Origin of the sequence: Rhodopseudomonas sp. AAP120 (assembly GCF_001295845.1) — a bacterium.
In the GTDB taxonomy this organism is placed as follows: domain Bacteria; phylum Pseudomonadota; class Alphaproteobacteria; order Rhizobiales; family Xanthobacteraceae; genus Rhodopseudomonas.
Window position 1 is genome coordinate 1 of sequence record NZ_LJIC01000178.1, and the last position, 11002, is coordinate 11002.

Consider the following 11002-nt stretch of genomic DNA (forward strand, 5'->3'; position numbering starts at 1 on the left):
GCCCGCGCAGGCGGGCGACCCAGTATCCCAGAGCATTCGTTGCTCGGCATCAGCATTGCCGCAAGCGCTCTGCGATACTGGATCACCCGCTTTCGCGGGTGATGACGGTGAGTTGTGTGGCAGCACGTCACCGACGATCGTCGGCCGGAGCGATGACTCCGAGACTTCGAGGGACCACATCATTGCAGCCTCACGGTGTGGGGTGCCCTCGCCACAGACCTCTCCCGCAGGCGGGAGAGGGAGCGCGCGGTGCTCGGGGCGACGGCCACCTCGAGCGGAAACCTCTCGCTCATCGTTCCGGATCCTTGTAGCGAACGAACCCAGACCTGCGTCGCGCAAGTCGCCGGACTCGTATCATTGCGAGGTTGTGATGCAGGTGGCGAGTTCGGGAACCGAACTAACACATTATTAGTCCCGAACTCGGACAACTAGCGGAGTCATGCGGCGGTAGGAGTCGATGGCGTGGGTGCGGGTGAGAGCGCCGGCGTCAGGGCATTAAGTTCGGCGGAATATCCCGGCGGTTTTCGTCCAGGTTGCGCAACGGCGCTGAACGAGAGGGGCAACGCCGAACGCGACTTCGTAGGTCTACGCGTTGAGCAGCGTTTGTTCGGAAATCTACAAACGGCGAAGTTGCCCAGCGCCAGCCGCGCACGTGGGCGGCGCGGAAACGAGGGATGCATGTCGGTTGATCGAAGGTCGGTTCTGAGAGGATTTGTCGCCTGCGCCTGCTGCGCGGCGGCGGGCGCGAGCTTCGCGGAGGGCGTCGGCCACGGCGGCGGCGCGGCGCATTGGGGCTACGACGGCGACGGCGCTCCGGACAAATGGGGCGACCTGCAGGCCGACTACAAGGTCTGCCAGCTCGGCAGCGAGCAGACGCCGATCGATCTGACCGCCGGCATCAAAGGCGAGCCGGGCATCGCGCACCACGACTACAAGCCGATGCCGCTGCGCGTCGTCAACAACGGCCACACCATCCAGGTCAATGCCGATCCCGGCTCGGCCTGCGTGGTGGACGGCGTCCGCTACGAACTGCTGCAGTTTCACTTCCACCATCCGAGCGAGCATCTGTTGGGTGGCAAGCGCTTCGAGATGGAGTGCCACTTCGTGCACAAATCAGCCAGTGGCGCGCTTGCGGTGACCGGCGTGCTGATCCGGCCCGGCGGCGAGAACGCCGCGCTGAAAGCGCTGTTCGACCAGCTGCCGGCGACGGCCGGCGCGGAGGTGCGGGCGGCGGGCTCGATCGATCCGGCGGCGGCGCTGCCGAGGAGCGGCGGTTACTTCCGCTACATGGGCTCGCTGACGACGCCGCCGTGCTCCGAAGGGCTGACCTGGACCGTGTTCAAGGAGCCGATCGAGCTGTCGCCGGCGCAGATCCAGCGCTGCGCCGCGCTGTTCCCCAACAACGCCCGGCCAGTGCAGCGCCGCAACCGACGTTTCCTGATCGACGCCTCCTGATCGCATCGATCGTGCCGTCTCCTGATCGCAGAGGATTCCAGATGTCGTCTCAAGCCCACGCGCCGATCAGCCTGTTCGGCTTCTTCAACAACCGGCGGATCAACACCAAGATCATGCTCGGCTTCGCCTCGATCCTGGCGCTGACCGCCGTGCTGGCAGTGGTGTCGTATCGCGGCCTCAGCGAGGTCAAGGCCGGCTTCGATACGTTCAATCAGCGCGTCGCCGTGGTCGGCATGGCCCGCGAGGTCGATCGTGGCTTCGTCGGCTATCGGCGGCTGGTGCGCGAATACGCGCTGACGGGTGAGGCGGCTCCGATGCAGGAGGCCAAGCGGCGGCAGCCCGTGCTGGCCGAACTGATAGGACGTGCGGTGGCCGAGACCAAGAATCCCGAGCGTCACAAGAAGTTCGTCGAACTCGGCGACGCCTTCAAGCTCTACGGCGATCAGTTCGACAGACTGATCGCGCTGCGGCAGAAGCAGGACAGGCTGGTCCGCGAGACGCTCGATCCGCTCGGCCTGGCATCGCGGGCGGAGATCGAGGAGATGCAGGCGCTGTCGGTGAGCCGCTCCGGCAACTCCAACAACATGGTGCTGGCGGGCGAAGCGCTAAAGCAGTTGCTGCTGGTTCGCCTCAACGTCAACAAGCTGCTCGGCCGCCACGAACAAAGCGCCGCCGACGGCGCCGAACGCGCGCTGGCCGCGCTAAAGGTGGCGATGGCGGCGTTCTCGGCGTCGATCGTCAACGACGAGGTCCGCAAGGTGTTCGCCGAGGTCAACGCCAATGTCGACAAATACGCCGACACCTATCATCAGGCGGCGCACAACGCGCACGAGATCGAGCTGCTCAGCAACGGCGAGATGACCAAGCTGGCACAGGCCATCACCGCCGATGCCGACGCCATCAAGGCATCCGGCATGGCCGAGGAGAAGCAGATCGAGCACGAGACCGCCGAACTGATCGTATCCACCGAGCGCTTGGTTGCGATCCTGGCGATCGGCGCGCTGGTGCTCGGCCTGGCGCTCGCCTGGCTGATCGGACGCGCGATCGCCCGTCCGGTGATCGGCTTGTGCGCCGGCATGCGTGAACTGGCGGACGGCAATTTCCAGGTCGTGCTGCCGGGGCTTGGGCGCGGCGACGAGGTCGGCGACATGGCGCAGGCGGTCGAGCTGTTCAAGGTCAAGGCCGAGGAGAAGGCGCGCGCGGAAGCGGACGCCAAGGCCGCCGAGGATCGCCGGCTGGCCGCGCTGCGCAAGCAGGAGATGATCCAGCTCGCCGATCAGTTCGAAGGCGCGGTGGGCGAGATCGTGCAGACGGTGTCGTCGGCCTCGACCGAACTCGAGGCGTCGGCGACGACCCTCACCGCGACGGCGGAGCGCACCCAGCAGGTCACCACCGCGGTCGCGGCGGCTTCCGAAGAAGCCTCGACCAACGTCTCGTCGGTGGCGTCGGCGACCGAGGAGATGGCCTCGTCGGTCAACGAAATCAGCCGTCAGGTGCAGGAGTCCGCGCGGATCGCCGACGAGGCGGTGTCGCAGGCGCAGAGCACCAACGCCCAGGTCGGCGAACTCTCCGCCGCAGCGTCGCGGATCGGCGACGTCGTCGAGCTGATCAATCAGATCGCCGGCCAGACCAATCTGCTGGCGCTCAACGCCACGATCGAGGCGGCGCGCGCCGGCGAGGCGGGGCGCGGGTTTGCGGTGGTGGCGGCGGAGGTGAAGGCGCTGGCCGAACAGACCGCGAAAGCGACCGGCGAGATCAGCGCGCAGATCAGCGGCATTCAGTCCGCGACCGATCAGTCGGTGACGGCGATCCGGCAGATCGGCGGGACGATCTCCAAGATGTCGGAGATCGCCTCGACCATTGCGGCGGCGGTAGAACAGCAGGGCGCCGCGACTCAGGAGATCTCGCGCAACATTCAGCAGGCCGCGATCGGAACCCAGGAAGTGTCGGAGAACATCGTGGAGGTCCAGCGCGGCGCCACCGAAACGGGATCCGCGTCCGGCCAGGTGCTCGGCGCGGCGCAGTCGTTGTCCCGCGACAGCACGATGCTGAAACAGCAGGTCTCCAGCTTCCTCGCTACGGTGCGGGCCGCCTGAGGAACGTGCGCTAGCACCGACAGAAACGCCGCGCCCTGAAGGGACGCGGCGCTAGGTTGAAGTCGGTCGCGGAACGACTTACTTCGACATGCTACCACCGGCCGCGCCGGTGCCGCTGTTTTTCTTCATGCCGTTGTTGTGCTTGGCGTCGCCCGGCTTGGCCATGCTGCCCGACGTCGCCGACCCGGCGCCCGTGGTTTTGCCCGACATGGTTCCGTTCTGCATCGTGGTGTCGGAGGTGCCGCCGGTCCCGGAACTGCCCGCGCCCTGGCTCTGGCTCGGCTGCGCGAAAGCGAGCGAACCGGTGAACGCGACGAGACACAGGCCGGCGGTGAGTGACTTGATCATGAGACGAGGCTCCCTAGGTTTCCTGACGCACCAACGTGTCGCGCGCGGCATCGTTCCTAGGGAACAGCAGGCGTTCGGAGCCTTTCTCGCGTCGGACTTGCGGCGCTGGCGGAGACTTACTTCGCCCCCACCGCTTTCTTACGCCACGCCAAGTGCACCGCACAGTTGCAGCCGGGCGGATGCGCCGGCAGGTCGCTGACCTCCTCCGCGGTCGGCAACGCTTCGCCGATCGGCGCGAGCGGCGGCATCGGCTCGGCATTGCGCGGGGCGTCCGGCGCGCGGTCGGGGATGTAGTTCAGCACCGGGGCGAGCCAGCGCTCGGCCTCGGACGTCGCCCAGCCCTTGCGCCGCGCGTAGTCCTCGACCTGGTCGCGCTCGATCTTGCCGACGCCGAAGTAATAGCTGTCCGGGTGGCTGAAATACAGGCCGGACACCGACGAGCCCGGCCACATCGCGTAGCTCTCGGTCAGCGTCACGCCGGCATTCACTTCAGCGTCGAGCAGACGGAACAGCGTCGCCTTCTCGGTGTGGTCGGGCTGCGCCGGATAGCCGGGCGCCGGCCGAATGCCCTGATACTTCTCAAGGATCAGCTCCTCGGCCGACAGCGCTTCGTCGGCTGCGTAGCCCCAGAATTCGCGGCGGACGCGGGCGTGCATCCGCTCGGCGAAGGCTTCGGCGAGGCGGTCGGCCAGCGCCTTGACCAGGATCGACGAGTAGTCGTCGCCGTCGTTCTTGAACTTGTCGGCGACGACGTCCTCGCCGATCCCGGCGGTGACGACGAAGCCGCCGATATAGTCCGGCACGCCCCGCGGCGCGATGAAATCGGCCAGCGCCGCATTGGCCCGGCCCTCGCGCTTCTCGAGCTGCTGGCGCAGCGTGTGCAGCGCGCCGATCGAGGCATCGCGCTCGTCGTCGGCGTAGATGATGATGTCGTCGCCGACCGCATTCACCGGCCAGAACCCGATCACCGCCTTGGCGGTGAACCAGTTCTCGGCGACGATGCGGTCGAGCATCTTGCGGGCGTCGGCATAGAGCGCGCGCGCTGCTTCGCCGACCTTGGCGTCGTCGAGGATCGCGGGGAAGCGCCCGGCGAGCTCCCAGCTCTGGAAGAACGGCGTCCAGTCGATGTAGTCGACCAACTCCGCCAGCGGATAGTTGGCGAAGCGGCGCACGCCGAGGAACGACGGCTTCGCCGGCTGGTGCGCACTCCAGTCGATCTTCACAGCGTTGGCGCGGGCGGCGGCGAGTGACAGCCGTTTCTTGTCGGCCTGGGCGCGGTGATGCGCCGCGGTGATCTTGGCGTAGTCGGCGCGGATCTCGGCCGCGTAGCTCGGGCCGCGCTCGCGCGACAGCAGCGAGGAGGCGACACCGACGGCGCGGCTGGCGTCGTTGACGTGCACCACGCTGCCGGCCGGGTAGGCCGGGTCGATCTTCACCGCGGTGTGGACGCGGCTGGTGGTGGCGCCGCCGATCAGCAGCGGCACGTCCATGCCGTTGCGCTGCAGTTCGCCGGCGAGGAAGCTCATCTCGTCGAGCGACGGCGTGATCAGGCCCGACAGGCCGACGATGTCGGCGTTCTCGGCCTTGGCGGTCTCGATGATCTTCGCGGCTGGCACCATCACGCCGAGGTCGATCACCTCGAAATTGTTGCACTGGAGCACGATGCCGACGATGTTCTTGCCGATGTCGTGGACGTCGCCCTTGACGGTGGCGAGCACGATCTTGCCGGCAGTGGCGCGTTCGCCGGTGTCGGTGCCGGCGGCCAGATTGCGCGCCTTCTCCTCCTCCATGAACGGCATCAGATAGGCGACCGCCTGCTTCATCACGCGGGCCGACTTCACCACCTGCGGCAGAAACATCTTGCCGTCGCCGAACAGGTCGCCGACCACGTTCATGCCGGCCATCAGCGGGCCTTCGATCACGTGCAGCGGACGCTCCGCCTTGGCGCGCGCTTCCTCGGTGTCGGTCTCGATATATTCGGTGATGCCGTGCACCAGTGCATGGCTGAGCCGCTGCTCCACCGGCCACGAGCGCCAGGCGAGGTCCTGCTCCTTGGCGACCTTGCCCTGGCCGCGATACTTCTCGGCGAGCGCCAGCAGCCGCTCCGAGGCGCCGGGATCGCGGTTGAGGATGACGTCCTCGCACACCTGGCGCAGCTCGGGATCGATATCGTCGTACACGATCATCTGCCCGGCATTGACGATGCCCATGTCCATGCCGGCCTTGATGGCGTGATACAGGAACACCGAGTGCATCGCCTCGCGCACCGGCTCGTTGCCGCGGAACGAGAAGGAGAGGTTGGAGACGCCGCCCGAGACGTGCGCGTGCGGAAGATTCTGGCGGATCCAGAGCGTCGCCTCGATGAAGTCGACGCCGTAATTGTTATGTTCTTCCAGACCTGTCGCGATCGCAAAGATGTTCGGATCGAAGATGATGTCTTCGGGCGGGAAGCCGACGCGCTCGACCAGGATGTCGTAGGCGCGCTTACAAATTTCGGTCTTGCGCGCGTAAGTATCTGCCTGCCCGGTCTCGTCGAACGCCATCACCACGACGGCGGCGCCGTGGCGCCGCGCGATGTTGGCCTCGTGGATGAACTTGTCCTCGCCTTCCTTGAGCGAGATCGAGTTGACCACCGGCTTGCCCTGCAGGCACTTCAGGCCGGCCTCGATGACGTTGAACTTCGAGGAGTCCACCATCACCGGCACCTTGGCGATGTCCGGCTCGGCGGCGACGAGGTTGAGGAACGTCACCATCGCGGCTTCGGAATCCAGAAGCCCTTCGTCCATGTTGACGTCGATGATCTGCGCGCCGTTCTCGACCTGATCGCGCGCCACCTGCAGCGCGGCGGCGTAGTCACCGGCGGTGATCAGCTTGCGGAATTTCGCCGAGCCGGTGACGTTGGTGCGTTCGCCGACGTTGACGAACGGGATATCCTTGGTCAGGTCGAAAGGTTCGAGACCGCTCAAGCGCAGCCGCGGTTCGATCGTCGGGATCGCGCGTGGCTTGTGCGGAGCGACCGCATCAGCGATCGCCTTGATGTGGGCAGGCGTGGTGCCGCAGCAGCCGCCGACGATGTTGACGAGGCCGGCTTCGGCGAATTCGCCGACCAGCGACGCCATGTATTCCGGGCTCTCGTCGTACTGGCCGAATTCATTGGGCAAGCCGGCGTTGGGATAGGCGCAGACCAGCGTGTCGGCGACGCGGCCGATGTCGGCGATATGCGCGCGCAGATCCTTGGCGCCGAGCGCGCAGTTGAAGCCGATGGTCAGCGGCTTGGCATGCCGCACAGAATTCCAGAACGCTTCGGGCATTTGGCCCGACAGCAGGCGGCCGGATTTGTCGGTAATGGTGCCGGAGATCATCACCGGCACGTCGATGCCGCGCGCCTCGGTGATCTCGGCGATGGCGTACAGCGCTGCCTTGGCGTTGAGCGTGTCGAAGATGGTCTCGACCAGCAGCAGATCAGCGCCTCCGTCCAGAAGGCCGTTGATCTGCTCGCCATACGCAATGCGCAGATCGTCGAAGGTCACCGCGCGATAGCCGGGATTGGCGACGTCGGGCGAGATCGAAGCGGTGCGGTTGGTCGGGCCGATCGCGCCCGCGACGAAGCGCGGCTTGCCGTCTTCGGCCTCCACGCGCGTCGCCGCGTTACGAGCGAGGCGGGCGCCTTCGCGGCTCATCTCGTAGGCGATCTCGGAGAGGTCGTAATCGGCCTGCGCGATCGAGGTCGACGAGAAGGTGTTGGTCGCGACAATGTCGGCGCCGGCGCGCAAATACGCGGCGTGAATGTCTTCGATCGCCTGCGGCTGGGTGAGTATCAGCAGATCGTTGTTGCCGCGCAGATCGCGGTGGAAATCCTTGAACCGCTCGCCGCGGAATGCAGCCTCGTCGAACTGCCGCGCCTGGATCATCGTCCCCATCGCGCCGTCGAGCACGAGGATGCGTTCGCGCGCCAGCGCGGTGAGTTCGGTCCGCTTCGGAGAGATCGGTCGAGTCATGAGTTACGCGGCTTTCTGAGCGGCCGCCTGCGGCCGCAGGCCGAGCAGGTGGCTGATGGCGAATACCAGGTCGGCGCGGTTCATCGTGTAGAAATGGAAGGTATCGACGCCGTGCTTGGCGAGCTTGTGCACCTGGCCGGCCGCGACGGTCGCGGCCACCAGCTTGCGGGTGTCGGGATCGTCGTCGAGGCCTTCGAACTGCTTGGCCAGCCAGTCCGGCACGCTGGCGCCAGCGCGGGTCGCGAAGCTCGATGCCTGCTTGAAGTTCTGCACCGGCAGAATGCCCGGCACGATCGGAATATTGATGCCGCGGGCGCGGACGCGGTCGAGGTAGCGGAAGTACAGATCGTTGTCGAAAAAGAACTGGGTGATGGCGCGGGTGGCGCCGGCATCGACCTTGGCCTGCAGCATGTCGAGATCGGCGTCGAAGCCGCTGCTCTCCGGGTGCTTCTCCGGATAGGCCGACACCGTGACGTCGATGTCCGGGTGCCGCCGCTTGATCGACGCGACCAGATCGGCCGAGCTGCGATAGCCCTGCGGGTGCGGGCAGTAGGCGCCGCCGAGCCCGCTCGACGGATCGCCGCGCAGCGCCACGATGTGGCGGACGCCGATCTCGTAATAGCGCTCGACCACGTCGTCGACATCGGCGCAAGGTGCGTCGACGCAGGTGAGGTGGGCCGCCGGGGTCAGACTGGTCTCGTTCAGGATCCGGGCGATCGTCGAATGCGTGCGTTCGCGCGTCGAACCGCCGGCACCGTAGGTGACCGAAACGAAGCGCGGGGCGAGCGGCGCCAGCCGGCTGATCGCCTGCCACAGATTGCGCTCCATTTCCTCGCTCTTCGGCGGGAAGAATTCGAAGGAGATCGCGGGCAGCTGCGGCAGCAGGTCGGTCATGTCACGTCATCCAGGATGGCGGTCGGGTCAGTCGGCGTCTTGGCTCGGCCCCACATGGCGCAACGATCCAGCCCATCGCCGGCTCAGTATTCATGCGGCACTGCGATAGCCGCATAAACCTAGGCCTAACCCGGGGCGAGAGCCAGCCCACACTTGGTGAAATCTAGGTGGGAATTTGCCCAACATGCCGAGAAATCGGCCCGATATTACTGCTCAATCGGTAAGAAGTGGGCCAGAATTCGACAAGAAAGGCGCTATCCGCGCCATTTCGAGGAAAAAACTGACGTGCGAAGCCGGCCGTGACCGGCATGGCTACGCCTCTGTGAGTTTCGGAGCCGTCGATCTCATCATCCCGCCCACCCCGCTGGTCGTTTTCTCCCTACAGCGAATTTCTTAGCCGGGTACCTTTGCGCGGCGTCTGCACGCGCCCTAGTTTAACGACATGTTACCGCTCTCCATTCTCGACCTCTCGGTCGTCACATCCGGCACGCCGCCCGCGGCGGCGCTGCGCAATTCCATCGATCTGGCCCGCCACGCGGATCGGCTCGGCTACGGGCACTATTGGCTTGCCGAACATCACAATCTGCCGTCGGTCGCGAGCCCGGCTCCCGAGATCATGATCGGGCAGATCGCGGCGGTGACCGAGCGCATCCGCGTCGGCTCGGGCGGCGTGATGCTGCCCAACCATGCGCCGCTGATGGTCGCCGAGCGCTTCAAGATGCTGGAGGCGCTGTTTCCCGGCCGGATTGATCTCGGCATCGGCCGCGCGCCCGGCACCGACCAGGCGACCATGCATGCCCTGCGGCGCCGGCTCGATATCCGCGAGGGCGACGATTTCCTGGAGCGACTGCAGGAATTGACGCTATGGGAGACTCGTGGCTTCCCGGCCGGCCATCCCTACAACAACGTCATGGCGATGCCGAACGACGTGCCGCTGCCACCGATCTGGCTGCTCGGCTCCAGCGACTACAGTTCGGAACTCGCCGCTCAGGTCGGCATGGGCTTCGCCTTCGCGCACCACTTCGCCTCCTACGACGCCGTCGAAGCGCTGACGCACTATCGCGCCCGCTTTCAGCCGACGCGCTGGCGCACCAAGCCGCACGGCATCCTCGCCGTTGCGGCTGTTGTCGGCGAGACCGACGCGGAAGCCGAACGGCTGGCGCTGTCTATGGACGTCAGTCGCCTGCTGCGCGACCGCGGCCGCTACGTGCCGCTGCCCAGCGTCGAAGAGGCGCAGGCAATCCCGCTCACCGACGCGGACCGCGCCTCGATCGCCCGCAACCGCGCGCGGCTGTTCGTCGGCAGTCCGTCGCGGGTGGTGCAATTGCTGCAGCCGCTGATCAAGGCCAGCCAGGCTGACGAAGTGATGGTCATCACCGCGATCTACGACCACGAAGCCCGCAAGCGCAGCTACACACTGCTGGCGGAAGCCTTCAAGCAGCAGCAGGCTGCGGCGTAGCCCGCCTCGGCAATCGAGTCAGCGATAGCTCCATGTGCGATCGGATTCTGATCGCACGCAAGCTGACGAATCTAGTCCCGTTCGCGATGATCCGCAGTGCCGAGCTTCCAATAGCCAGCTGACTCGATCGCCGGATGGATGATACGCCGATCCAGCAGCAGATGGGCTCGGATCGACCGCATCATCGACGACTCGCCGGCAATCCAGACCTGGCAGTCTTCCGTTTCGAGCGAAGCCGCCTTCACGGCGCGTTCGATCAGTCCGGTGGTGCCCGGAACAAAAGTGCCGGAATGCAGCCACGTGATGGTCTGATCGGGACGAGGCGTGAGATAGCGCTCCTCGGCTTTGTCCGCGACTTCAAGGAAGGCGGCGGCCTGGCAGCCGTCCGGCAGCGCCTCGAGAATGGCGGCGATCGCCGGGAGCGCGGTTGCATCGCCGGCCAGGATGTAGCTTGCGGCGCTGCGATCGATCATGTGCCCAGCTCGTGGGCCGCCGACGTCGAGGCGATCGCCGCGCCTTGCGCGGCCAGCCCAGCGAGAGCCGGGCCCGTCGTCGCCGTGCAGCACGACATCGAAGGCAATCTGCCCGGCCGCGTGATCGAACTGGCGGATCGTGTAGGCTCGGCCTGCGGGTGGTTCGTCGCCGGGTGTGGGAACGAACACCTTCATCCATTGGCCGGGCAGGCCAATGCCCAGCAAGGGCAGGGACTCGCCGACGATGGTGATGCGCCGCATCCGGGGTGTGACATCGAT

General features: G+C 66.3%; 7 protein-coding genes. 3 read left to right on the top strand and 4 right to left on the bottom strand.

The genetic code is table 11. From position 1 onward, the window contains the following. The first annotated feature begins 678 nt into the window (after positions 1–678). Together IP86_RS24525 and IP86_RS24530 are read left to right on the top strand one after the other, a co-directional pair. Positions 679–1455, top strand: coding sequence for a carbonic anhydrase (locus IP86_RS24525; protein ID WP_054165057.1), 777 nt, complete (start codon positions 679–681; stop codon positions 1453–1455). Between the two features lie 41 nt (positions 1456–1496). Beyond that, complete coding sequence (locus tag IP86_RS24530; RefSeq protein WP_054165058.1) at positions 1497–3551, top strand: HAMP domain-containing methyl-accepting chemotaxis protein; 2055 nt, start codon at positions 1497–1499, stop codon at positions 3549–3551. Positions 3552–3629: 78 nt separating this feature from the next. On the opposite strand, the gene IP86_RS24535 is transcribed toward IP86_RS24530, so the two are convergent. From IP86_RS24535 to metF, 3 genes are all read right to left on the bottom strand, one after another. Further along, a complete protein-coding gene (locus IP86_RS24535) occupies positions 3630–3899 on the bottom strand; it encodes a hypothetical protein (RefSeq protein WP_054165059.1) in 270 nt (89 codons plus the stop codon). A 116-nt stretch (positions 3900–4015) separates the two neighbouring features. Continuing rightward, the gene (metH, locus tag IP86_RS24540; RefSeq protein WP_054165060.1) at positions 4016–7897 is read right to left on the bottom strand and encodes a methionine synthase; all 3882 of its coding nucleotides are present in this window, start codon (positions 7895–7897) and stop codon (positions 4016–4018) included. Between the two features lie 3 nt (positions 7898–7900). Further along, entirely contained in the window at positions 7901–8791 is an 891-nt protein-coding gene (metF, locus tag IP86_RS24545) for a methylenetetrahydrofolate reductase [NAD(P)H] (protein ID WP_054165061.1), read from the bottom strand. Positions 8792–9233: 442 nt separating this feature from the next. On the opposite strand from metF, the gene IP86_RS24550 reads away from it, so the two are divergent. Then, positions 9234–10250 carry an LLM class flavin-dependent oxidoreductase gene (locus tag IP86_RS24550; protein ID WP_054165062.1) on the top strand — a complete coding sequence of 339 codons (1017 nt, stop codon included), beginning with the start codon at positions 9234–9236 and terminating at the stop codon, positions 10248–10250. 71 nt (positions 10251–10321) lie between these two features. On the opposite strand, the gene IP86_RS24555 is transcribed toward IP86_RS24550, so the two are convergent. Beyond that, positions 10322–10984 (bottom strand): siderophore-interacting protein, encoded by a 663-nt coding sequence (locus IP86_RS24555; protein ID WP_245290730.1) that lies wholly within the window; start codon positions 10982–10984, stop codon positions 10322–10324. Between the last annotated feature and the right edge of the window lie 18 nt (positions 10985–11002).